19 protein-coding genes are annotated in these 23,381 nt (G+C 54.0%); 9 read left to right on the top strand and 10 right to left on the bottom strand.

Annotated elements, in window-relative coordinates; translation table 11 throughout:
* Positions 1-7: 7 nt before the first annotated feature.
* From dcuC to udk, 4 genes are all read right to left on the bottom strand, one after another.
* Positions 8-1,366 carry an anaerobic C4-dicarboxylate transporter DcuC gene (gene dcuC / locus ACUTQ5_RS03325; protein WP_445650071.1) on the bottom strand — a complete coding sequence of 453 codons (1,359 nt, stop codon included), beginning with the start codon at positions 1,364-1,366 and terminating at the stop codon, positions 8-10.
* Positions 1,367-1,564: 198 nt separating this feature from the next.
* A complete protein-coding gene (gene asmA / locus ACUTQ5_RS03320) occupies positions 1,565-3,400 on the bottom strand; it encodes an outer membrane assembly protein AsmA (protein ID WP_445650070.1) in 1,836 nt (611 codons plus the stop codon).
* Positions 3,401-3,444: 44 nt separating this feature from the next.
* Positions 3,445-4,026 (bottom strand): dCTP deaminase, encoded by a 582-nt coding sequence (gene dcd / locus ACUTQ5_RS03315; protein WP_012006010.1) that lies wholly within the window; start codon positions 4,024-4,026, stop codon positions 3,445-3,447.
* Between the two features lie 126 nt (positions 4,027-4,152).
* The gene (udk, locus tag ACUTQ5_RS03310) at positions 4,153-4,794 is read right to left on the bottom strand and encodes a uridine kinase (RefSeq protein ID WP_012006009.1); all 642 of its coding nucleotides are present in this window, start codon (positions 4,792-4,794) and stop codon (positions 4,153-4,155) included.
* Positions 4,795-5,039: 245 nt separating this feature from the next.
* On the opposite strand from udk, the gene ACUTQ5_RS03305 reads away from it, so the two are divergent.
* Positions 5,040-5,669, top strand: a complete 630-nt coding sequence (locus ACUTQ5_RS03305; protein ID WP_445650069.1) for a phosphatase PAP2 family protein — start codon at positions 5,040-5,042, stop codon at positions 5,667-5,669.
* A 47-nt stretch (positions 5,670-5,716) separates the two neighbouring features.
* Here ACUTQ5_RS03305 and apbC read toward each other — a convergent pair whose 3' ends face one another.
* Complete coding sequence (gene apbC, locus ACUTQ5_RS03300) at positions 5,717-6,829, bottom strand: iron-sulfur cluster carrier protein ApbC (RefSeq protein ID WP_445650068.1); 1,113 nt, start codon at positions 6,827-6,829, stop codon at positions 5,717-5,719.
* A 160-nt stretch (positions 6,830-6,989) separates the two neighbouring features.
* Here apbC and metG point away from each other — a divergent pair, with 160 nt between their 5' ends.
* The 8 genes from metG (at position 6,990) to sanA (ending at position 16,732) form a co-directional block, all read left to right on the top strand.
* A complete protein-coding gene (metG, locus tag ACUTQ5_RS03295) occupies positions 6,990-9,017 on the top strand; it encodes a methionine--tRNA ligase (protein WP_445650067.1) in 2,028 nt (675 codons plus the stop codon).
* 198 nt (positions 9,018-9,215) lie between these two features.
* Positions 9,216-10,286, top strand: coding sequence for a sugar ABC transporter substrate-binding protein (locus tag ACUTQ5_RS03290; protein WP_445650066.1), 1,071 nt, complete (start codon positions 9,216-9,218; stop codon positions 10,284-10,286).
* Positions 10,287-10,417: 131 nt separating this feature from the next.
* A complete protein-coding gene (locus ACUTQ5_RS03285; protein ID WP_445650065.1) occupies positions 10,418-11,641 on the top strand; it encodes an MFS transporter in 1,224 nt (407 codons plus the stop codon).
* A 137-nt stretch (positions 11,642-11,778) separates the two neighbouring features.
* Entirely contained in the window at positions 11,779-12,186 is a 408-nt protein-coding gene (locus ACUTQ5_RS03280) for a CidA/LrgA family protein (protein ID WP_445650064.1), read from the top strand.
* Complete coding sequence (locus ACUTQ5_RS03275; RefSeq protein ID WP_445650063.1) at positions 12,183-12,878, top strand: CidB/LrgB family autolysis modulator; 696 nt, start codon at positions 12,183-12,185, stop codon at positions 12,876-12,878. Before ACUTQ5_RS03280 ends, ACUTQ5_RS03275 begins: the two co-directional genes overlap by 4 nt.
* 137 nt (positions 12,879-13,015) lie before the next feature.
* A complete protein-coding gene (gene cdd, locus ACUTQ5_RS03270; RefSeq protein WP_445650062.1) occupies positions 13,016-13,900 on the top strand; it encodes a cytidine deaminase in 885 nt (294 codons plus the stop codon).
* 221 nt (positions 13,901-14,121) lie between these two features.
* Positions 14,122-15,819, top strand: a complete 1,698-nt coding sequence (locus tag ACUTQ5_RS03265; protein ID WP_445650061.1) for an NAD-dependent malic enzyme — start codon at positions 14,122-14,124, stop codon at positions 15,817-15,819.
* A gap of 169 nt (positions 15,820-15,988) precedes the next feature.
* Positions 15,989-16,732, top strand: a complete 744-nt coding sequence (gene sanA / locus ACUTQ5_RS03260; RefSeq protein ID WP_445650060.1) for an outer membrane permeability protein SanA — start codon at positions 15,989-15,991, stop codon at positions 16,730-16,732.
* A gap of 194 nt (positions 16,733-16,926) precedes the next feature.
* On the opposite strand, the gene mglC is transcribed toward sanA, so the two are convergent.
* The 5 genes from mglC to yeiB all read right to left on the bottom strand — a co-directional run bounded on the left by mglC (position 16,927) and on the right by yeiB (position 23,361).
* A complete protein-coding gene (mglC, locus tag ACUTQ5_RS03255; protein ID WP_445650059.1) occupies positions 16,927-17,937 on the bottom strand; it encodes a galactose/methyl galactoside ABC transporter permease MglC in 1,011 nt (336 codons plus the stop codon).
* 11 nt (positions 17,938-17,948) lie between these two features.
* Entirely contained in the window at positions 17,949-19,457 is a 1,509-nt protein-coding gene (gene mglA, locus ACUTQ5_RS03250; RefSeq protein ID WP_012005997.1) for a galactose/methyl galactoside ABC transporter ATP-binding protein MglA, read from the bottom strand.
* A gap of 306 nt (positions 19,458-19,763) precedes the next feature.
* Entirely contained in the window at positions 19,764-20,756 is a 993-nt protein-coding gene (gene mglB / locus ACUTQ5_RS03245; RefSeq protein WP_445650058.1) for a galactose/glucose ABC transporter substrate-binding protein MglB, read from the bottom strand.
* 256 nt (positions 20,757-21,012) lie between these two features.
* A complete protein-coding gene (galS, locus tag ACUTQ5_RS03240) occupies positions 21,013-22,050 on the bottom strand; it encodes an HTH-type transcriptional regulator GalS (RefSeq protein WP_445650057.1) in 1,038 nt (345 codons plus the stop codon).
* Positions 22,051-22,179: 129 nt separating this feature from the next.
* Positions 22,180-23,361 carry a DUF418 domain-containing protein YeiB gene (yeiB, locus tag ACUTQ5_RS03235; protein WP_445650056.1) on the bottom strand — a complete coding sequence of 394 codons (1,182 nt, stop codon included), beginning with the start codon at positions 23,359-23,361 and terminating at the stop codon, positions 22,180-22,182.
* Between the last annotated feature and the right edge of the window lie 20 nt (positions 23,362-23,381).

Here is a 23,381-nt window from a genome sequence, read left to right as displayed (position 1 = left end):
GCCGCTATTACAAATGCTGGGGTACCAGTAACTCCGTCGCCACAATCACCACTATCACCCCGACAATCACTGGTACCGAAGTGCGCTTCACTACTTCGAACGGCGAGATTTTTGCCATGCCTGATACAGCCACCACCACCCCTGAAACTGGCGACAAAGTACGTCCCAGGTTCGAAGCCTGCAGCATCGGGATCACCAAATACGCTGGGTTAACCCCCATCTGAGCCGCCAGTTTGGGAATAAGTTCCACGAAAGCATAAAACGGGGCGTTACCTGAACCGGTGGTCATCGCGGCCAGCATGGTAATCACCACCAGCACCAACATCATGATGATGCCGCCGGTACCAAACGACTGCGCCAGGCTGATCAGCCCGCTGATAAACCCGACTGTGCTCAAGCCCTGGGCGAACACGCCGGCGGCTACCAGCAGCATAACTACACTGGCAAAAGCGTCCGCCATACCGCGATAAGCGACTTCCAGACCGCTAAATACCTGTTTGGCACTGAAACTGCGCAGGAACTCAATCACCGCCGCCAACAGCATGCAGCCAACCAACACGGTGATGATATGCAGTTCCGGCCCCCATTTACCATCAAACACCAGCACGCCCAGGATAGGTGTAAACGGCAGCACCGCGTAGAAGCCCGGCGCATGAGTGGTGATTTCACTCACATCCATAATGTGATGCTGTTCATTGGCCTTTTTGTCGAGGTAACGCTGCCAAAAGAAATGCGCAACCGCCATGCAGACAATCGCCGCTATCGAGATCGGTAAAGTAGTTTTAAAGGCGAAATCAACCAATGGCATTTCCGCCGCTTTAGCGGCCAGGACCACGTCACCCGAGGTCGGTGCCAGAATAATCGCCGCGGGTGAAGCACAAATCGCCGCAGCCGCACCACGGCTGATACCCACGTTGACCATCAATGGGAACAGCGTAGCCATCAGCAATACGCCCAGACCAGTGGCAGAGGAGACCGCCAGTGACATCAGACAGGCAACAAAATAGGCCGCCACCATCAAAAGGTAGGGGGAGTTGATCATTTGCAGCGGACGGGATGCCAGCTTGACCACCACATCATTGGCACCAATGTGAGTCATATAGGCCGCAAATCCGCACAGCATCATAATCATCATGCCGAGATCGCCACCACGGCTCATCAGCAGAATTTTGACGTATTCAATAATGTCGGTCGCGCGCCATCCGGTAGATGTGGCGCTGGCAGGCAACAGACTTTTGCCCATCAGGGCGCTGATGGCCAATAGCAACAGGCCACCCACCATCAATACGCCGGTGGCAGAGTAACCTTTGATGATGTAACGGCCAACGCCTGCCGCGACAACAGCCCCGATCAGAAGCTCTATCATATTCCCTCAACTTATCATTTTCGTTTTTTACCGTACCAAAGCGTATAAATCGCTTAACTGCGCACACTCTGCACAAACTCAGACACAGACGTCATGATATCCGTCAAAGTTACGGGAGGAAATGATTGGGAAAGGGAAATACTCTGGCGAGGTTTACTGAGAGTGCAGGCCACCGCCCGGCCTGCACTCTCTCAAAGATTAAAGCTTATCGAGCAGTTTTTTAAGATCCTGGCCCTCGCGCGAATCCTTGTTTTTATCGGCCCACTTGTTCAACGCGTCCTTCGCCCTGTTCTGCAGCGTTTTCCGCAAGACCTGGTCGACCTGCAATTGATAGTTAAGTTGGTTCCACGGGCCGTAAACCCGCAGTGGGATCGGCGTTTTCTGCAACTGCTCGATCAGATCGCTACGCCCTTGCCAGCCGCCAGTTACGCGAACGTTAAGCGCCATATCACACTGTTTACCCGGCATGTCCACCGTCCCATTGCCGCTCAGGTTTAACAACGGAGAATCTGCACTCAACTCGGTAATTTTTACCGTTCCGCGATCCAGGCTGGCATTAGCCGACAACTGTTTCACTTCGGTATAACGCTGATAATCTTTTTGTCCACTCACGCTGTTATCATTGCGCGCCACGGCTTGCTGAATCAGTTGCTGAATGTTCAGACCGTGCAACTGCGCGTCCTGCATCGCCAACTGTGCAGTGCCCTGCCAGCGCCGTTCAAACGACTGTGACGTCAGACGATCGCCGGTTAAATCCCCTTGCATGCTGAATTTCCCGGTCATGATTTGCGGCATCTCAAACGCCTTCAGAATGCTGCCAAGTTCAACCTGCTTCACCATCGGCTGCACGGTAATCACCGGTCTGCGGCCACGCGCGTCCAGGGTGCCTGGTAAAGCAAAATCACCATCGGCTACCTGCCCGGAGAAAGAATGCAACGTTAACAGACCCTGCCGGTTTTCTGCCTGGGTCGAAAGATGGGTAATATTCATACCGCGGTAGGTGAGTTGATCCACACTCAAATTGAGCTGCGCGTTAAAATCTCGCAGCACCTCTAAATTTTGCTGAGGATCGTCCATCTGGCTAGCAATGACCGGCGAGGAGGTGACATTCTGCTCTTGCTGCACTGACGAACTACTGGACTGCCATCCGGTAAAGGCGTCAAAATTCACTGCCGCAGAGGTCAGGTTAAGCGTATAGGCAGGTATCTCACCAAACTCGATACTGGCACCACCGCTAAAGGTGCTGTCATTGGCATCCAGGCTCAGCTGGCTAAGTGTCACTTGCTGCGGCGTCTGTTGATAGACCACTTGAGTCCTGCCATCGCCTTTAATACCGCCGGCCAGGATGTCAGCACCTTCCAGTTGGTAACTGAATTGGGTGACATTGGCTGCAATTTGCCGTGGATACTGCTGCAGATCGATATCTGCGGCCAGGCTGAAGGACAAATCGCGCTGATTGCGGTTTACCCGGCTGGAAAGTTCCATTTGCGCCTGGCGTTTGGCATTTTGTTGCAGGGTGAGATTAATATCGCGAACGTTGATCTGTTCGTTATTGGCGCGCTGCCAAATCAACAGGCTGTCCACCACCCGCAGATTATCGATATCAAATTTCCACGGCGTATCCACCGCCTCTTCGGAGTGGCTAGCAGGCGCGATAGGTGCGTCGGGTTGATTTTGTTCTTCACTTTCAGGGGTCAGGCGGATCACGGCGTTCTTCAGCATCACCTGTTTCACAAACAGTTGATGCGACAACAACGGCAGCAGTTTGACATCAAGGCGCATATTATCTGCACTAACCACCGGCGCTTTGGCTCCGGGCGCAGTCAGCGTCATACGGCCGGCCAGAATGCTGAGCTGCGGCCAGATATGCCAGCGCAAATCGCCATCCAGCGTCAGATGATAACCACTCTTTTTCTCGACTTTCGTGACCATGTAGGCACGAAAATCATTCGGATTTACCAGCAGTACCAGCGCGGACATCCCCGCCAGCAACACCACCAGTAAAATCACCAAAGCCGTCAGTAATCTTCTCATGCCATCCTCTTGTCAGCGCCACACCGACCGTGCTTCCAGCGCTGTTAATCCTTGTCGATTCGACTGGCTACTGCGCCCTGCTGATCGCGATATTTTGCATCCTGGCGGCTATTATAAGGACGTGCCGCCGGCCCGGACAGCGGTTCAAAACTCAGTGCGCCAATCAGCATGCCCGGACGCAATGCCAGCGGCAGCTTACCTGAATTATAGAACTCCAGGACAATTCGGCCCTGCCAACCTGGATCGATACGGTGCGCGGTAACATGGACCATCAGGCCCAGACGCGCCAGGGAAGAACGCCCGTCCAGCCAACCCACCAAATCGTTTGGCAGCGTGACCGACTCCAGCGTGACCGCCAGCGCCAATTCCCCCGGATGCAGGAAGAAAGCCTCTCCTTCCGGCAGAACAATTTCATCACTCATCACGCGATCCAACGCGGCACTGACTTCATCTTTCGGCCCGCTAAGGTCGATAAAGGCAGCGGTATGGCCACGAAAAACGCGGAACTGATTGCCTAAACGGACATCCACTGTGGCCCCGTTAATACGCTCAATCGGCGGACGCGGTGAAATCACCAGCTTTTCACAATCCAGCCAGGCTTCTATATCACGGTCGCACAGTCTCATTTATTCATCTCCATCAAGGCGTGTCACTAAAACAAAAATTGCCACACAACGGGCGAAAGGTCTACGCCGCGGTGTAAATAGTTGCCCGCCGGCCGGAAACACGGGTTTTCCGGCCATTGAACGGCATTATTCAAAGAACTGGCTGATTTTGGCTTTCAGAATATCGATCGCAATGCGGTTTTTCCCCCCGCGTGGGACGATAATGTCGGCGTATTGCTTGGAAGGATCGATAAACTGCAGGAACATCGGACGGACGGTTTTCTGGTATTGCGCCATTACCGAATCCATCGAACGGCCACGCTCGTTCACATCTCGCTTCATACGGCGCATCAGGCAAATATCCAGCGGCGTATCAACAAAGATCGAGAAATTCATTTCCTGACGCAGACGGATATCCGTCAACAGCAGGATCCCTTCAAGAATAATCACCTTTTTCGGTTCCAGATGAATGGTCTCTTTCTTACGCGTGTGCTCGGTGTAACTGTACAAGGGTAACTCTATCGCCTTGCCTGATTTCAGCATTTGCAGATGCTGAAACAGCAGGTTGTGGTCCATGGCGCTTGGGTGGTCATAGTTTGTCTTGACCCTTTCTTCCATGGTCAAGTGAGTCTGGTCTTTGTAGTAACTGTCTTCAGGAATAACGCCGATATGTTCATCGCCAACCTGATCGCGAAGTTCACGATACAACGTACTGGCGATAAGGCTTTTTCCGGAGGCAGATGCGCCAGCTATACCAATAATGACGCACTGATGCGGCTTGTCAGTCATAAAATTGAAGACCTGATTTCGTAGTGTGAAGGGGGGGAACTAAAACGCGTCAATTATAGGGAGTTAGCGGCCATAGCGCCAGCCTATATTGCCGCAGCCAGACCGCTATCTCGGGTTATTTCGTCGGATTGGTCTGCCACGATTTTCAGATGATTGCTTCTAGGGCTATCGGGCATGCCGGGGTAAACTCGGTGACTTAATGATAATCCTGACAATTGGGATGCCTTATTTCACCGGAGACCGACGTGCTGGACTGGTATTTTCTGACATTTTTTGGCGACAGTATGTTGCTGCTGCCGTGCTCATTGATTCTCTTTATCGTATTAGTCGTGCCACCAGCCACCCGAACCGCAGGTTGGCAATGGGCGCTGATTTTCGGTGGTGCCGGCGGCGTGGTATGTGCCTCCAAACTGGCCTTTATGGGCTGGGGCATTGGCATTGAAAGCTATGACTTTACCGGCTTTAGTGGCCACTCTGCGCTGGCAGCCAGTATCTGGCCGGTGTTCCTCTGGACGCTGACCGGGCGTTTTTCACATGCGGTGCGCAGTATGGCGCTGGTGGCAGGTTTGGTGTTGCCCCTCACTATCGGGCTATCGCGGCTGGCCATTCAGGTGCATTCGCCTTCGGAAGTGGCAAGTGGATTAGTGTTGGGTTATCTGGCCAGCTCGCTGTTCCTGTGGTTACAACGTGGCAAGCCACGTCCGCAGCTTTCCTGGTTACGGATCATCTGCGCATTGGCTTTACCGCTCGCCCTGATGGGCAACCGGCAACCGGCACCGACGCAGGGCCTGTTGGAACATATTGCCACCGCTCTGGCACATATCGAACGCCCTTATACCCGTGCGGACCTGCACAAACATCTGACGCTCCCATAAACAAAACCCCGGAGCCAGTCTGGGGTTTTGCTCTAAATAAGGCGCTGTTACAAGGCTCGGAAAGAGATTTCCGTCGGAATAGCTTCACCTTGCCAATACATCTGCGCGGCAACGCGACCGGCCAACTGGCGATACAGCTCGGCAAATTCACTGTCCGGGCGGCTTATCACCGTCGGCTCGCCACGATCCAAATCTTCGCGCAGTGAAATATGCAGCGGCAACTGCCCCAGCAGGCGGCTATGGTATTTCTTCACCAGTTTTTCCGCCCCACCGGTACCGAAAATGGGTTCGTGGTGTCCGCAGTTGCTGCAAATATGCACACTCATATTTTCCACTATGCCCAGAACCGGCACATGAACCTTCTCAAACATCACAATGCCCTTGGCGGCATCAAGCAGCGCGATATCCTGCGGCGTGGTGACCACCAATGCTCCGGTAACCGGAATGTTTTGCGACAGCGTCAACTGAATATCACCGGTACCCGGTGGCATATCCAGCACCAGATAGTCCAAATCCGGCCACAAGGTATCCTGCAACAATTGCATTAACGCCTTGCTGGCCATCGGGCCGCGCCACACCATGGCATTATCGTCGGTCACCAGATAACCAATAGAGTTGGTTGCCAGACCGTGCGCCAGGATCGGTGCCATGTGTTGCCCGTCAGGCGAAGTTGGACGCTCGTTCTCGGTGCCCAGCATATTCGGGATCGACGGGCCATAAATGTCAGCATCCAGAATACCGACCTTGGCCCCTTCCGCAGCCAGCGCCAACGCCAGGTTAACCGCCGTGGTGGATTTACCCACCCCGCCCTTGCCGGAACTGATGGCGATGATATTACGCACCCCCTTGATACCGGCCTGATTGTTGGCGCGTTTCAGAGTGGTAATATCGTGCTTCAGTTTCCAGTCGATTGCCTCAGCACCGGTCACGCGCAGTAATTCTGTACTGACGCTGTCTTTCAGCACCTCAAAACCGCTCTGCCAGGCGAATGGCATAATCAGTTCAATGTGCAACACATGATCCAACAACGCGCAGTGGTGAATTGCCTTCAGCGCGGTCAGATTATTCTTTAACGTCGGGTGTTCAAAGGCGGCCAGTACACCGGTCACCAGGGCACGCAGAATTTCGGGGTTAGTCTGCTCGGGGGATTTTGTGCTCATCCCGGCTCCTTGATTTTGAATGGATAGCTTCCCGCTAAGCATATCAGAACTGCAGGCCGGTCGGCGCATGTCTGTATAAAGAAACCGCCCTAGCCGTGGCGGACGCGATCGGGTAACATCAAAGACCCTTTTTATTCATTACAGAAACCAAGTTCTCACTATGCCTCAAGTCGCGAAAAAATTATTGGTGACGTGCGCGCTGCCGTACGCAAATGGTTCCATCCATCTCGGCCACATGCTCGAACACATCCAGGCAGACATCTGGGTTCGTTACCAACGAATGCGCGGCAACGAGGTTCATTTCATCTGCGCGGACGACGCGCACGGCACGCCGATCATGCTGAAAGCTCAGCAATTGGGCATCAAGCCGGAAGAAATGATTGCGGAAATGAGCCAAGAGCACCAACAGGATTTCGCCGGTTTTGGCATCAGCTATGATAACTATCATTCCACCCATAGCGATGAGAACCGTGAGCTGTCGAACCTAATTTACGGCCGCCTGAAAGAAAACGGTTTCATCAAGAACCGCACCATTTCTCAGCTGTACGACCCGGAAAAAGGCATGTTCCTGCCTGACCGCTTCGTCAAAGGCACCTGCCCGAAATGCAAATCGCCGGATCAATACGGCGATAACTGCGAAGTTTGTGGCGAAACCTACAGCCCGACCGAGCTGATCGATCCGAAATCCGTGGTTTCCGGTGCGACGCCGGTACTGCGTGATTCCGAGCACTTCTTCTTTGATCTGCCGTCGTTCAGCGAAATGCTGCAGGCCTGGACCCGTTCCGGCGCGCTGCAAGAGCAGGTGGCTAACAAGATGCAGGAGTGGTTTGAGTCCGGTCTGCAACAGTGGGATATCTCCCGCGATGCGCCGTATTTCGGCTTTGAAATCCCGGATGCCCCAGGCAAATACTTCTACGTCTGGCTGGATGCGCCAATCGGCTACATGGGTTCATTCAAAAACCTGTGCGACAAGCGCGGCGATCTGGACTTTGACGAGTTCTGGCGCAAGGACTCCGCTACCGAGCTGTATCACTTTATCGGCAAGGACATCGTTTATTTCCACAGCCTGTTCTGGCCGGCAATGCTGGAAGGCAGTAACTTCCGCAAGCCGACCAACCTGTTCGTGCATGGCTACGTAACGGTAAACGGCGCCAAGATGTCCAAGTCTCGCGGTACCTTTATCAAGGCCGGTACCTATCTGCAACACCTGGATGCCGATTGCCTGCGTTACTACTACGCCGCCAAGCTGTCTTCACGCATTGACGATATCGACCTGAATCTGGAAGATTTTGTGCAGCGGGTAAACGCCGACATCGTGAACAAGGTGGTTAACCTGGCTTCGCGCAACGCCGGCTTTATCAGCAAGCGTTTTGGTGGGCAACTGGCCGACAAGCTGGCCGATCCGGCGCTGTACCAAACCTTCGTTGATGCGGCACAAAGTATCGCCGAAGCTTATGCCAGCCGTGAGTCGGGCCGTGCAATCCGCGAAATCATGGCGCTGGCCGATCTGGCAAACCGCTATGTGGATGAGCAGGCGCCATGGGTAGTGGCTAAACAGGAAGGCCGCGATGTAGATTTACAAGCCATTTGCTCAATGGGCATCAACCTGTTCCGTGTCCTGATGACCTACCTGAAGCCGGTGCTGCCGTCACTGACCGAACGTACCGAAGCCTTCCTTAATTGTGAGCTGAGCTGGGACAGTATCCTGCAGCCGTTGCTGGGCCATCAGGTTAATACATTCAAAGCCCTGTTCAACCGTATCGATCTGGATAAGGTCAATGAAATGGTTAGCGCCTCGAAAGAAGACATGGCGGCAACGAAAGTGGTCAGCGGGCCGCTGGCGGACGATCCTATTCAGGACACCATCACCTTTGACGATTTCGCCAAGGTTGATATGCGTATTGCCCTAATCAAGAGCGCCGACTTTGTCGAAGGTTCGGACAAACTGTTGAAGCTGCAGTTGGATCTGGGTGGCGAAATGCGCCAGATCTTCTCCGGTATTCGTTCCGCTTACCCGGATCCAAAAGCGCTGGAAGGCCGTCTGACCATCATGGTTGCCAACCTTGCGCCGCGCAAAATGCGCTTCGGTATCTCCGAAGGCATGGTGATGGCTGCCGGTCCGGGCGGAAAAGAAATCTTCCTGCTTAGCCCGGACAGCGGCGCACAGCCAGGGATGCAGGTGAAATAACATCCACTCACGTGATCGTAAGGGTCGAGCTTGCTCGGCCCTTTTTATTTGATTTCCCTGAGTACCTCTTCCAGCCCCTTCCCAAGAGAATCATTTCGGTTCCGATGCTCCGACATTAAAGTAGACGTCCAGAAGGAAAGACTGCTATAAATAGTCACTTACCGGGATAGTTCTCACCTGCTTTCGGAGCCAATAATAATGAAAACCCTAAAGACCCCGCTGCTGGCCATTGGCATGCTGACCGCACTGCCGTTGTTTGCCGCAGAAACTCCTGCGCCGGTACCCACCGCCATCGCTCAACATCAGGGCCCCATTCGCATTGCGGTGATCCGCAATCTGGGCTCCGATGACAACACCACTCAGTTTCTGGCCGGCGCCCTCCAGGAAGGCCGCAAACTGGGGTTTAAGGTGGATACCTTCCTCAGCAACGGTGACGACGCACGCTTTCAGGATTTCGTGAATCAGGCCATCAGCCAGAAATATGACGGCATTATTCTCTCGCAGGGCCGCGCGCCCTATTCCACCGATCTGGTCAAACGCATTACGGCGGCGGGCATTGCCGTATCCGCCTTTGATACCGACATCAGCGGCACTATCCCCGGCGTCACCGTTTCACAACAGGATGACACTTCGCTGACCAATGAGTCTTTCGGTCAGTTGATCAAGGATTTCAACGGCAAAGCCAATATCATCAAACTCTGGGTGGCCGGTTTCCCGCCGATGGAACGCCGCCAGGCCGCTTATCAACAGTTGCTGAAACAGAACCCTGGCATTCACGAGCTGGAGTCGATCGGCGCAGTGTCATCCGACGTACAGGGTGATACCGCCAACAAGGTTGGCGCCGTACTGGCCAAATATCCGAAAGGCAAGATCGACGCGATTTGGGGCACCTGGGATGCCTTTAGTCAGGGTGCCTACAAGGCGTTGAAAGAGAATGGCCGTACCGAGATCAAACTGTACAGCATCGACATCTCTAATCAGGATTTGCAGCTAATGCGCGAAGCCAACAGCCCGTGGAAAGTCAGCGTGGCGGTGGACACGAAACTGATCGGTGCAATCAACCTGCGTCTGGTGGTGAACAAAATTGCCGGGGAACCGACGCCGGCAACCTACGAATTTAAAGCCGCCGCTATTCCACAGGCACTGCTGGTCAGCCAGCCGGGGCCGGTCAATGTCGCCGGCCTGGCCAAAATTATCCCGGGCTGGGGCAGCAGCGACGCATTCATCCAGCCCTGGTTCGCCACGCTGCAGGCTAAAACGGGAAAATAATTTAAATCCTGCATATACTCAGGCAGATTATAGGGGCGCCACAGCTGCGCCCCTGTTAATCGGGCCAAATATCTTCGCCCCCTACGGTTACCCACACCAAATTAATCACCGTACGTATAAACAGGTCTGACATGAAGGGATTCCCACCGCTGATCAACACCTTGCTAGCCAGCTCGCTGGTATTGACCATTGGGCGTGGCGTCACGCTACCGTTCATTACCATCTATCTCACCGGACATTTCCACCTGCTGCCGAAGAGCGTCGGTATCATTTTGGGCATCAGCCTGATGATCGGTATTTTCGCCAGTCTGTATGGCGGTTACCTGGTCGACAAGTTCAACAAAAACACCTTGATTCTGACGGCCATTTTGCTGTTCGCCCTAAGTTTTTTCGCTATTCCGTGGATCCCGCGTCCGGGTGGGATCATCGTGGTATTGGCTATCCTGCATACCGCCTATTCGGTACTGGGCATCACCATCAAGGCCTGTTTTGCCGACTGGCTACCGGTTGCGCAACGTATCAAAGCCTTTTCAATCAACTACACGCTGGTGAACGTTGGCTGGGCGGTCGGCTCATCACTGGGGGTGATGGTGGCAGGGCTAAACCCATTGTTACCCTTTTACCTTTCAGGCGGATTGGCTTTATTCACAGTGACAGCGTTGAGTTTTAGCCTGCACCGACAACGCACTACGCCGCCAACAGCGACTGAGGCCGTGCCCTCTGCCCCCCCCAATTTCCGCCAAACGCTGACCATTCTGCGCAACGACCAGCGGCTGATTTATTTTACTCTCGGTAGCACGCTTGGCGCGGTGGTATTCGGCCAGTTCACCGGTTATTTGTCGCAATACCTGATTCTGGTTTCCAACGCCGAGTTTGCCTATCAGGTCATTGGGGCGGTGATGATTGTTAATGCCTGCATCGTCATCGCGCTGCAGTATTTACTGAGCCGAGGTATGCGGCAGGAAAACATGCTGCGCTGGCTGACGCTGGGCACCGTGTTTTTCATTCTGGGGCTGATCGGTTTTAGCCTGGCCGGGCAATCACTCTGGTTGTGGGCCATAGCTATGGCGATATTTACCCTTGGGGAGATTATCGTGATCCCGGTGGAGTACATGTTTATCGACTTTATCGCCCCACAGCATCTGAAAGGCAGTTACTACGGCGTGCAAAACCTCAGTGCTCTGGGCGGTGCCATCAACCCTGTGCTGTGTGGTTTTATACTCAGCTATGCCGCGCCGCAAATGATGTTCGTGATGTTGATTGCTGCCGCATTGTTCAGCCTGCTATTCTTTTTCCTCGGCCATCGCCTGGCACAAAAGCAGCAATACCGTGCAGGCATCATCAGTACAAAATGAGGGCGCACCGGGCTTAATTAACGGCTGTCAACCTGCCTGACAGGCATGACAGCCATAGAGAGAATTCATGGTGTGATTTGTGGCGGATGTCACAGCTTAATTGTATGATGAATGCATCGGTTAAACGGGATTAAGTTATGGCCAAGCTATTCACTCTGTGCTGGAAATATCTGAGGGCAGTCGTCCTTATCTACCTTTGCTTATTCGTCGGCAATGCCATCGCGGCGCTGCTGCCGATCGCCATTCCCGGCAGCATTATCGGCATGCTGCTGCTGTTCGCCCTGCTCTCCACGCAAATTATGCCGGCCAGGTGGGTCAAACCCGGCTGTCATCTGCTGATCCGCTATATGGTGCTGTTGTTTGTGCCCATCGGCGTTGGCGTAATGAAATACTATGACCAGATCCTCGATCACCTCAGCCCGCTGGTGGTTTCCTGTATTATCAGCACCCTGATGGTGCTGGTGGTGGTGGGTTATACCTCGCATTATTTCCACCGGGAACGTCGCATAGCCGGCAAACCGGATACCGCAGAGGGTGAAAAATGATCCATGAAATCTGGTGGTCATTGCCGTTAACGCTGGCAGTCTACTTTGCCGCACGCAAGCTGGCGCAGTGGCTGAACATGCCGCTCCTGAACCCGCTGCTGGTCTCGATGGCGGTGATCATTCCCTTGCTGCTACTGACCGGTATCCCCTATGAACGCTATTTTCAGGGCAGCAAAATCCTCAATGACTTATTACAGCCCGCCGTCGTCGCGCTGGCCTACCCGCTGTATGAACAACTGCACCAGATCCGCGCCCGTTGGAAATCCATTATCGCCGTCTGCTTTATCGGCAGTATGACGGCCATGATCAGCGGCGGTGCCATCGCTTTATGGATGGGGGCAACTCCGGAAATTGCCGCTTCCATTATGCCCAAATCGGTTACGACCCCTATCGCCATGGCCGTGGCGGAATCGCTCGGCGGCATTCCGGCAATCAGCGCCGTCTGCGTAATCTTCGTCGGTATTCTCGGCGCAGTATTCGGGCATACATTATTTAAACTATTGAAAGTCACCACTCGCTCAGCGCGGGGGTTGGCCATGGGCACCGCATCTCATGCACTGGGCACCGCTCGTTGCGCGGAAATGGACTATCAGGAAGGGGCATTCGGTTCTTTGGCGTTGGTGATCTGCGGGATCATTACCTCGCTGCTGGCCCCCTTCCTGTTCCCGGTACTCCTGCATATGTTCAGTTAGAGCGGTTAAAACTTGCGATACATCTCGCAATTATGCTTTTCATTGCATTGATTTCATCAATAAAGAGACTTGAATCACACTTTATTCACGAAAGGCTGCCTAGAATGTTATCCCGTTAACCTGTAGAGAGAGTTTCTATGCACCCGCGTTTTCAAACCGCTTTTGGCGAACTGCCCGCCACCTTGCAAACCGCCTTGCAGTCTTATATTGATGTGCCTGATTTCCCGGCCATGCTCAAGGCGGAACAAGTGGGCGCGATCAAGCAGCGCTGTGGGCTGGATGATGATGCTCTGGCATTCGCTCTGCTGCCACTGGCGGCGGCCTGCTCGTTAGCCCCAATCTCACAATTTTATGTCGGTGCCATTGCCCGTGGGCAGAGCGGTAATTTGTATTTTGGCGCCAATATGGAGTTCAGCGGCGCCCCGATGCAACAAACCATTCATGCGGAACAGTGTGCGGTGACCCACGCCTGGCTGCGCGGTGAAGCCGCCCTGGCCTCCATCACCGTTAACTACACGCCTTGCGGCCACTGCCGTCAGTTTATGAACGAACTGAACAGCGGCGTCAGTCTGAAAATTCGTCTGCCCGGCCGTGAACCGGCAACGCTTGGCGATTATCTGCCGGACGCCTTCGGCCCGAAGGATCTGGATATCACCACGCTGTTGATGGATCGGGTCGACCATGGTTTCCAACTGGCGCTGACGGACGAACTGGAAAAAGCAGCGCTGGCCGCCGCCAATCAGAGCCACGCGCCCTACAGTAACGCCCACAGCGGCGTCGCACTGGAGGCTGAAGACGGCACGATTTACACTGGCCGGTATGCGGAAAACGCCGCCTTCAACCCAAGCCTGCCACCCTTGCAGGCCGCGCTGGTTCTGCTGAATGTTTCCGGCAGCGACTGCCAAAAAGTGAAACGTGCGGTGCTAGCTGAGCCAGAAACTGCCATCCTCACCCAATGGGATGCTACCCGTGCCACATTGGCTGCCCTGGGCTGCCAAAATGTCAGCCGCATTACTTTCTGATCCTGACTCTGGCGGTGCCGCCCGGCACCGCTGTTAACAGCCCCGCCAGCTGATTACAATGGCATTCACGTCTTAAAACACTTTCTTTAGTTAAATTAGGATTTGATCGTCGATAATTACGCCAATTTACCTCATGATCCGATAACAATTGCTGTACATATTTCGCCGATCTTTTAGGATCACCCTTATAAAGTTATCCGATACGTTGAAGAGCAAAAGTCATGGAACTTGAATACGAAAGCAAACGCCCTCTCTACATCCCTTATGCCGGCCCGATCCTGTTGGAATTCCCACTGCTGAATAAAGGCAGTGCCTTCACCGAAGAAGAGCGCAACCATTTCAACCTGCAAGGCTTGTTGCCCGACGCGGTGGAAACCATTGAAGAACAGGCTGAGCGCGCCTATCGCCAATATCAGGATTTCAAAAACGACAGCGATAAGCACATTTACCTGCGCAACATTCAGGACACCAACGAAACCCTGTTCTACCGCCTGCTGGACTCCCATCTGAGTGAGATGATGCCGATCATCTACACGCCGACGGTGGGTGAAGCCTGCGAGCACTTCTCCGATATTTACCGCCGGGCGCGCGGGTTGTTTATCTCCTACCCGAACCGCGATCGCATTGACGACATGCTGCAAAACGCCACCAAACAAAACGTCAAAGTGATCGTTGTCACCGACGGCGAACGTATTCTCGGCCTGGGCGACCAGGGTATCGGCGGCATGGGCATTCCTATCGGTAAACTTTCGCTGTATACCGCCTGCGGTGGCATCAGCCCGGCCTATACCCTGCCGGTAGTGCTGGATGTGGGTACCAATAACCCGCAGCGCCTGAACGATCCGCTGTATATGGGCTGGCGTCATCCGCGCATTTCCGGTGATGAATACCACGCTTTCGTTGAAGAGTTTATCCAGGCAGTGAAACGCCGCTGGCCGAACGTACTGTTGCAGTTCGAGGATTTCGCTCAGAACAACGCGACTCCGTTGCTGAACCGCTATCGTGACGAAATCTGCTGCTTTAACGACGATATTCAGGGTACTGCCGCGGTCACGCTGGGTAGCCTGATTGCCGCCAGCCGCGCTGCGGGCAGCCAATTGCGTGACCAAACCGTGACCTTCCTGGGTGCCGGTTCCGCCGGCTGCGGCATTGCCGAGCAAATTATTGCCCAGATGAAATCCGAAGGTCTGAGCGAAGACGAAGCGCGCGCCCGCGTGTTCATGGTTGACCGTTTTGGTCTGCTGACTGACAAACTGCCTAACCTGCTCGATTTCCAAAGCAAGCTGGTGCAAAAAAGCGAAAGCCTGGCCGCATGGCAAACCCAAAGCGATGCCATCTCGCTGTTGGACGTAGTGCGTAATGCCAAACCCACCATTTTGATCGGCGTTTCCGGCCAGCCTGGTCTGTTCACCGAAGAACTGATCCGCGAAATGCACAAGCATTGTTCACGGCCGATCGTGATGCCGCTGTCCAACCCAACCTCACGCGTGGAAGCCCGTCCGGAAGACATCATCAACTGGACCGAAGGCGCTGCGCTGGTCGCCACTGGCAGTCCGTTTGCACCGGTACATTATAAAGAACAGCAGATCCCGATTGCCCAATGCAACAACTCCTATATCTTCCCGGGGATTGGTCTGGGTGTGCTGGCCTCTGGCGCGACCCGAGTAACGGACGCGATGCTGATGGCCGCCAGCCGGGCACTGGCCGAGTGTTCGCCGCTGGCCACCGATGGGTATGGCGCACTGTTACCGGATATTGACGATATTCAGGGTGTGTCAAAGTGCATCGCGATGGAAGTGGGTAAAGCGGCTCAACTGCAGGGAATGGCGGTAGTCACTTCTGAAGAAGCGCTGTCGAAAGCCATCGAACACAACTTCTGGCGACCGCAATACCGTAGCTACAAGCGCACCTCGTTCTGATTCGCTCAAGCAAGATAAAAAAGTCCGGCTCGCCGGACTTTTTTTATGGCCGAAAACGCCTAAAAATGCGGCGCAATGCGTGCCAGAAGGGGGACAAGCTTGCTTCAAGTAGTCAGGTAAAGTAGCCTTGAGCCATCTTTTTTGGCCACGGTGCGCGTAAGGCAATAACATGTGGAAACGCCTGATAATCGGCTTGTTTGTCATCGCTGCATTGCTGATGCTCTCGGCTATCACGCTCGATCGTTGGATCAGCTGGAAAACTGCACCTTTCGTCTATGATGAACTGCAAGGGCTGCCCCATCGCCAGGTCGGCGTAGTACTGGGTACTGCCAAATATTACCGTACCGGCGTGATCAACCAATATTACCGCTACCGCATTCAGGGGGCGATCAACGCCTACAATAGCGGCAAAGTAAAATACCTGCTGCTGAGCGGTGATAATGCCCAGCAAAGCTACAACGAACCCATGACCATGCGCCGCGATTTAATTGCCGCCGGCGTGGCGCCCAGTGATATCGTGCTGGATTACGCCGGATTCCGCACTCTGGATTCGATCGTACGTACCCGCAAGGTGTTCGACACCAATGACTTTATTATTATCACCCAAAGATTCCACTGTGAACGCGCGCTGTTTATCGCGCTGCATATGGGGATCCAGGCGCAGTGCTACGCGGTACCCTCACCCAAAGATATGATGACGGTGCGTGTACGCGAGATCTTCGCCCGCCTTGGCGCGCTGACCGATTTGTACATCCTCAAACGTGAACCGCGCTTCCTCGGCCCGATGATCCCGATCTCCGCCATGCACACCATACCGGAGGACGCCCAGGGCTATCCGGCGGTCTCACCGGAACAATTGGTCGAGCTGGAACACAAGCTGGAAGCAGAAAAACAGAAGGCCAAACAGCCTTAACTGCCCCGCCATAGAAACAAAAACGGCCAGCATTTGCTGGCCGTTTTAGGTTGCTGACAAAGCAGGAAAAAGCGTGGTTTTTCCTGCTTTGTGGTGAGCAGCCGAAAATCAATAAATTGATTTTCCGGATTTTTGTTTATCGGCCTCTACTCGCTCTGGGCAGGAATGAGGTTTGTCATCAGTCTGAAACATTCCTATTTTTTCTTGGCGTATTTTAAGGAGTCCAACGCCACGGCGAAGATAATAATGCCGCCCTTGATGATGTACTGCCAGTAAGGGTTAACGCCGATGTAAGTCAGGCCGTAGTTGATGACGGTAAAGATGATCACCCCGGTCACCACGCCCAATACCGTACCGACCCCGCCGGCAAAGGACACCCCACCGACCACGCAGGCAGCAATCGCATCTAACTCATACATAAAACCGAGGTTGTTGGTGGCACTACCGATACGGCCCGCTTCCAGCAAACCGCCAAACGCATAGAACACACCAGACAGCGCATAAATCATGATCAGGTTCAACGGCACGTTCACGCCGGACACCTTTGCGGCCTCAGGGTTGCCACCGATAGCGAAGATGTTTTTGCCGAAGCGGGTTTTATTCCACAGGATCCAGACAAAAATAATCGCAATGATGGCGTAGAAGGTAATGTACGACAGTTTAAAGTCGCCAAAGCGCAGGAACCCCTGAGCAAAGGAGGAAAACTTGGGATCAAACCCCGCCACTGGCGATGCGCCGACGGAATCGTAATACAGCGAGTTAATGCCGTACACGATGATCATGGTACCCAACGTGGTAATAAACGGCGTCACATTGAGATAGGCAATGATCAAACCGTTCACCAGACCAATCACCGCGCCCACGGCACACACCAGCAGGATCACCAGTGGGATCGACCAGGTTTCCATATGCGGAAACACCTTGTTGACGTTATCCATAGACTGCAACAACGTCGCAGCGATCACTGCCGCCAACCCCACCTGACGCCCTGCGGACAGGTCCGTCCCCTGGGTAACAATCAGCCCGGCCACACCCAGTGCAATAATAATGCGCACCGAAGACTGCGTCAGAATGTTGCTCAGGTTCATTAAGCTGAGGAAAGTCGGATCCTGGATAATAATAATTGCCAGCAGCACCAGCAACACCACGTAAATACCACCTTCCTTGAAATAGGTGAACAAAGTTTTCTTATTCAGCGCGTTCATAATTCTGATCCTTAAAGGTGCAGGGATGCGAGACGTAAAATTTCATTTTGCGAGGTCTGTTTGGTGTTAACGATGCCCGCAACCTGACCATTACTCATCACCAATATTCTGTCGGTAATTCCCAAAAGCTCCGGCATTTCAGACGAGACAATAATGATCCCCTTGCCCTTCTTCGCCAGCTCGGTCATCAACTGATAAATTTCGAATTTGGCGCCAACGTCAATACCGCGCGTCGGTTCATCCAGCATCAATATCTCCGGCTGGGTCAGCAGCCAACGGCCGATAATCACCTTCTGCTGGTTACCGCCGGACAGCGAGCCGATGTTGGTATGATGACCCGGAGTCTTGACCCGCATGGCATCGATCACCCATTGGGTGTCGCTTTTCATTCGGGCATTATCCAGCAGGCCGATTTTGTTTTTATAGTTACGGATATTGGAAATCAGCGAGTTAAAACCGACATCCAGATAGGCGTAAATCCCGGTGGAACGGCGCTCTTCCGTCACCAGGGCAAAACCGTGGTTAATCGCTTCATTGGCGCTGTGGTTGTTGATGGCCTTGCCATGCAGCTTGATGGTGCCCGCAATTTTTTCGCGGATGCCGAACAGCGTCTCCAGAATGTCGGTACGCTTGGCCCCCACCAATCCGGCAATGCCAAGGATCTCCCCCTGATGCAGATCGAAGGAGATATCGCGAATAGAAGGCTGACGCATTGAGGTCAGGCCCTTCACTTCCAGGATCACCTCACCCGGCGTATTTTGCCGATCAGGGAAACGCTGGCTGAGCGAACGCCCCACCATCATCGAAATAATCTTGTCCATATCCAGCCCTTCCAGCGGCTGGGTAGCGATCCACTGGCCGTCGCGCAAGATGGTTATTTCATCGCACAGCTGGAAAATTTCTTCCATTTTGTGCGAGATATAGACGATGCCGCAGCCGCGCTCTTTCAGCTTACGGATAATGGTGAACAGATGATTCACCTCTTTTTCCGTCAGCGAGGAGGTTGGCTCATCCATAATCACAATCTTGGCGTCGTAGGAGAAAGCCTTGGCAATTTCGATCATCTGCATCTGCGATACCGATAACGTGCCCACTTTATCCCGCGGGTTGATATCAATATCCAGCTCGTCGAATATCGCCTGGGTGTCCTTCAACATTTTGTCCTGATCGACAAACATGCCTTTGGTCGGGTAACGCCCGAGCCACATGTTATCCATCACGGTACGCTGCAACACCAGGTTCAATTCCTGATGCACCATTGAAACGCCGTGTTCCAGCGCCTCTTTGGAGCTTTTGAAATCAATTTCCTGGCCCTGAAAAATAATACTGCCGGCATCTTTTTTATAAATGCCGAACAGACATTTTAATAATGTCGATTTCCCCGCGCCGTTCTCCCCCATTAATGCATGAATGGAGTGCGGACGAACGCGCAGATTCACATTATCCAATGCCTTGACGCCGGGAAATGACTTGCTGATATCGGTCATTTCCAGCAAAAATTCACGTGGGCTGTCGGCCATAAGTACACCTGGCTAGTATACCCGTCACCTTTCAAGTCACAGCGTTGTTACCTGCTTTACAAGACCCATCCGTGAGTCTTGCCCCTTCGGGGCCGCTGCTCGCGCGTTCAAATCTGTTCCCGACAGATTTGTCGCTCACCCCAGTTACTTACCTGAGTAAGCGCCTGGGCCGAGCGAGCTGGCCACCTAGCTGTAACTTGAAATTCATAGGGTATGGACTTGATATAAATGCCCCGCCTGCGGCGTTCCTGGTGTTGACGCTGTTCAGCGCACCGCAAGCGGGGTCATTGTGTGTTATCTCAAAACTTACTTAATAAACTGTGACAGGTTGTCTTTATCTACGCCAACGTAAGCAATGCGCACCACTTTATTTTCAATCTTATATTGGGTGCCATCGGCGGCCGGTTTGCCCGCTGCCAGGTTTTTCGCCATTTCGAAAGTGGCTTTGGCCTGATTGTCGGCATCGTTCAGAACTGTCCCTGCCATAGCGCCGGATTTCACCATCGCCAACGCTTCTGGCAACGCATCCACACCGAATACCGGAATACTGGATTTGTTGTGCGCTTTCAGCGCTTCTACTGCACCCATTGCCATCGCATCGTTGTTGGCAATCACCACTTCGATTTTGTTGGCATTCGGGCCGGACAGCCAGGCATCCATTTTGTCTTTAGCCTGGGCGGTGTCCCACATCGCGGTATCCATCTGCAATGCCTGCGTCTTGATACCATCGTCGTTCAGCGTTTTAGTCACGTAAGTGGTACGTGCTTCAGCATCCGGGTGGCCCGGTTCGCCTTTGAGCAATACATACTGGATTTGGCCGTCCTTGTTCAGATCCCAGTTCGGGTTAGCCTTCCAGTGCTTCTCGATCAGTTTCCCCTGGATCACACCGGACTCTTTAGAGTCGGTCCCCACGTAATAGGCTTTGTCATAGCTATCCAGCGCTTTACGGGAAGGCTCTTTGTTGTAAAACACAATCGGAATATCGTTTGCGCGCGCCTTATCAATCACTACCGGAGCCGCCGCAGGGTCAACCAGGTTGATAGCCAGTGCTTTAACGCCCTTGGCGATCAGCACGTCAATCTGGTCGTTTTGTTTGGATTGGTCGTTCTGCGAGTCATTCATCAGCAGGGTAACATCCGGAGAGGCCTTGGCGTCTTTCTCGATAGCCTTGCGTACCACCGACATAAAGTTGTCGTCATATTTATAAATTGTGACGCCAATACGGGTATCTGCATGTGCTGCGGCGCCAAACATCATGGCTGCGGCCGTCGCGGCCAGGGTGAAAACCTGCTTATTCATTGTGTGTCTCCGGTTTATGTAGGGTCTTGCTCGGTATTAGGCCAAAGGTAACCGGTGGCGAATGCACAACCGGGCCTGGCAGTTTCCCTGTCATCCGTGAATCATGTTATTCCTGAAAAGTGTGGTGCCAGCGCGAGATAAAGAACAGCAGCGGCAAGTGCCTTTGCGCTGGAAAACGACTAGAGCATAGACGGCGTGATGTTAATAATCTGTGAATTTTCTCACAGATTGAAAACGGTTACACAAGATTAAATGTTCAGAGAGTGACCGCTGCCTCAATTTGCCACGGAGCCACGGAATGGCGGCGTACCAGGGTCGGCATGAACAAATGGCGGTCCTGTGGCTCCAGCTGGCCTGCCGCCCCCAGCAGGGCCAACTCGGTAGCCAGCGTCGCCATGGTCACAATGGGATAGCGCACCGTGGTGAGTTTGGGGCTGGTATAGCGTGCAATGGGGATATCATCGAACCCCACCAGCGAGAAATTTTGCGGTACTGTGATAGCGTTTTCTTTCAGCACCGCCATGGCACCGGCGGCCATGGCGTCGTTGTAGGCAAACACCGCGCTCAAATGCAGGTTACGCCCGAGTAGCTCGACCATTGCCGCTTCCCCGCCCTGCAAATCTGGCGCACCATAGGCGCGCCAGCTGTCGGGCGTTGCCAGCCCGGCCGCCGCCATCGCCTGCGTATAGCCCTGCTGGCGCAGCGGCCCGTCTTCGATCGGGTGGTTGGAGCCCAGATAACCAATGCGCTGATGTCCCTGCGACAACAGCAAACGCATTGCCATCTCCGCGCCACTAACGTTGTCCAACCCGACGCAGCGATGCTCATAGCCGGCAATGATGCGGTTGATCAACACCATGCCCGGCACCTGATCGAGGAAAGTCATCAATTCGGCATCACACAGCGCTTTAGCATGCACAATCAAGGCATTACAGCGCTGACGGATCAGCACTTCAATGGCGTGACGCTCTTTATCCGCCTGGTGATAACTGTTGCCGATCAACAAATATTTGTGGTGTTGCTGCGCTACGGTGTCTACCGCTTTCACCAGCGCGCCAAAGAAGGGATCGGAGACGTCCATCACCACCACCCCGAGGGTATCGCTGCTCTGGGTGGCCAGTGCCTGTGCATTGGCGTTGGGCCGATAACCGAGTTCAGCCACCGCCTTAAGCACCTGTTCACGCGTCTCTTTACTGGTCAGGGCGCTGTGGTTCAGCACGCGAGAGACGGTCGCCACGGACACGCCCGCACGCTTCGCCACGTCACGAATGGTGGTTGGGTGAACAGAGGTCATGAAAAATCCTGAGGTCGGGGTAGTTGACAGTGGCGCTATCCTACCCCGTTTGTCATCCTCCTCTGCGTGAATTCCGTCACAGGAAAGAAAACGTTTACATACATTTTTTTAACCTACCTGCGCCAGATCTCAATTCACTCCCTTGGGCTCCGTGTTACCGGCGGCCAGAGTGGTCAGTTTGCGCCATAGCCATTCCACCGGTCCCTGGGAGAAGTAACGCAACCACAGATTAGAAAACAACAGGTTAGCCAACCAGACCAGCGGCACAAACGCCAGCAGTTGCAGGCGATCGAACTGTTGATACAGGCCAAAACGATAGAACAGCGTGGTACAGATCAGCGTTTGCAGCAGGTAATTGCTCAGCGCCATGCGCCCGACCTGCGTCAACCAATGCCCAATGCGCAGCCGCGACAGCGTCGGCCAGAACCCGTAGCACAGTGCCAGATAGCCCATGGCCTGCAGCGAAGCACCCAGTTCGCGCGGCACCTGCAATAAAAAGCCGCTCCAGCGGTAGTCCCAGTGAAGATGCCACTGCAACGCCACCGCCGGCAGTTGGATCAGTAATGAAAGCGGTATCAACCAGGCGGCCTGACGGCGATAGTACCCCGACGAATAGGTACCGCGCAGCCAACCGCTGCGCATCAGTCCGGCACCAAACAGCATCAGCCCCGCCAACTCCCAACCGTATTGCGCGCCAATCGCCAACAGGCTGGATGAAAGCAGATCGGTACGGCTGCGCAAGGCCTCCATGCCGCCCTGCATCTTCCAGAATTTTTCATACTGCAGTTCCGCTACGCCGGGCTGCCAGAAACCGCCCGGCTCTCCGGGCGAGATAAAGCCCAGCAACAGCAGTACCCCGACGCCGACCAGGTATAGCACCACGCCGGTTTTCAATAGCTGATAGGTTTCTTTGGCATCGCGGATCATCCGCCAGCACACCAGCCCGATAAGGCCATAGGCCAACAGGATATCGCCGTCCCAAAGAAAAATGGCATGCGCCAAGCCAAACAGCACCAGCCAGGACAGCCGAGCACGTATCCAGCCCTTGCCGCGCCGCAGCAGCATCTGCAGTCCGGCACCAAACAACAAGGCAAACATCGCCAGGAACTTGGCCTGTGCGAAAATATCCAACAGCGCCCAGGTCCAGGCGTCACGCGATGACGGCAGCCCCAGATAGGCAGGATTCAGGTAGGCCGCCTTCGGCAGGCCAAAGGCGCTGATATTCAGCAGCAGAATGCCAAGGATGGCGATACCGCGCACACAGTCCAGAGTGGCGATGCGCGGCAGCGGTATGGTCGAAGGGTTGCTCATTATTTTATCGCTGTATTCCG

The sequence above is a fragment of the Serratia sp. NA_112.1 genome (assembly GCF_052691715.1).
This window is presented reverse-complemented; position numbering and strand designations above follow the sequence as displayed.

Excerpts from the sequence above, each read along its gene's own strand:
- dcuC (WP_445650071.1), bottom strand. The coding sequence starts at position 1,366 with ATGATAGAGCTTCTGATCGGGGCTGTTGTCGCGGCAGGCGTTGGCCGT.
- asmA (WP_445650070.1), bottom strand. The coding sequence starts at position 3,400 with ATGAGAAGATTACTGACGGCTTTGGTGATTTTACTGGTGGTGTTGCTG.
- dcd (WP_012006010.1), bottom strand. The coding sequence starts at position 4,026 with ATGAGACTGTGCGACCGTGATATAGAAGCCTGGCTGGATTGTGAAAAG.
- udk (WP_012006009.1), bottom strand. The coding sequence starts at position 4,794 with ATGACTGACAAGCCGCATCAGTGCGTCATTATTGGTATAGCTGGCGCA.
- apbC (WP_445650068.1), bottom strand. The coding sequence starts at position 6,829 with ATGAGCACAAAATCCCCCGAGCAGACTAACCCCGAAATTCTGCGTGCC.
- metG (WP_445650067.1), top strand. The coding sequence starts at position 6,990 with ATGCCTCAAGTCGCGAAAAAATTATTGGTGACGTGCGCGCTGCCGTAC.
- ACUTQ5_RS03290 (WP_445650066.1), top strand. The coding sequence starts at position 9,216 with ATGAAAACCCTAAAGACCCCGCTGCTGGCCATTGGCATGCTGACCGCA.
- ACUTQ5_RS03285 (WP_445650065.1), top strand. The coding sequence starts at position 10,418 with ATGAAGGGATTCCCACCGCTGATCAACACCTTGCTAGCCAGCTCGCTG.
- ACUTQ5_RS03280 (WP_445650064.1), top strand. The coding sequence starts at position 11,779 with ATGGCCAAGCTATTCACTCTGTGCTGGAAATATCTGAGGGCAGTCGTC.
- ACUTQ5_RS03275 (WP_445650063.1), top strand. The coding sequence starts at position 12,183 with ATGATCCATGAAATCTGGTGGTCATTGCCGTTAACGCTGGCAGTCTAC.
- cdd (WP_445650062.1), top strand. The coding sequence starts at position 13,016 with ATGCACCCGCGTTTTCAAACCGCTTTTGGCGAACTGCCCGCCACCTTG.
- ACUTQ5_RS03265 (WP_445650061.1), top strand. The coding sequence starts at position 14,122 with ATGGAACTTGAATACGAAAGCAAACGCCCTCTCTACATCCCTTATGCC.
- sanA (WP_445650060.1), top strand. The coding sequence starts at position 15,989 with ATGTGGAAACGCCTGATAATCGGCTTGTTTGTCATCGCTGCATTGCTG.
- mglC (WP_445650059.1), bottom strand. The coding sequence starts at position 17,937 with ATGAACGCGCTGAATAAGAAAACTTTGTTCACCTATTTCAAGGAAGGT.
- mglA (WP_012005997.1), bottom strand. The coding sequence starts at position 19,457 with ATGGCCGACAGCCCACGTGAATTTTTGCTGGAAATGACCGATATCAGC.
- mglB (WP_445650058.1), bottom strand. The coding sequence starts at position 20,756 with ATGAATAAGCAGGTTTTCACCCTGGCCGCGACGGCCGCAGCCATGATG.
- galS (WP_445650057.1), bottom strand. The coding sequence starts at position 22,050 with ATGACCTCTGTTCACCCAACCACCATTCGTGACGTGGCGAAGCGTGCG.
- yeiB (WP_445650056.1), bottom strand. The coding sequence starts at position 23,361 with ATGAGCAACCCTTCGACCATACCGCTGCCGCGCATCGCCACTCTGGAC.